A 353-nucleotide genomic window follows, 5' to 3' on the forward strand; every position below is an offset into this window, starting at 1 on the left:
TGGTTCAGCCCCGCATCGACATACGGTTTGACCTGCTCGACCGCCTCATCCGGATCGCTGGCCACGATCCAGCGCTTGGCGATCTGCTCGATCGGCAACGCATCCGCGGCCGCCTCCATCTCGATCGGATCGGTGATCGAATGCTTCTGCTCGGCCGTCAACGACAACGGCGCCCAGAACCGCGTATTCTCCAACGCCAGTTCCGGATCGGTGTCATACGAAATCTTGATCTCGATCATCCGATCGATATCACCGAGCGTACGACCCACCTTCTCCGCACCCTCGGTCACCGCCGGTATCAACTTCTCCGTATACAGGTCCATCCCCTTACCCGAGGTGCAGATGAAACCGTC

General features: G+C 59.5%; 1 protein-coding gene. It reads right to left on the reverse strand.

What is annotated here, in order from left to right; all coding sequences use genetic code 11:
• A partial coding sequence (locus ACPCUW_RS35215; RefSeq protein ID WP_423429702.1) for an LLM class flavin-dependent oxidoreductase occupies positions 1–353 on the reverse strand: 353 nt, incomplete at both ends.

Source organism: Nocardia sp. AB354, from assembly GCF_049538315.1.
GTDB lineage: Bacteria > Actinomycetota > Actinomycetes > Mycobacteriales > Mycobacteriaceae > Nocardia > Nocardia nova.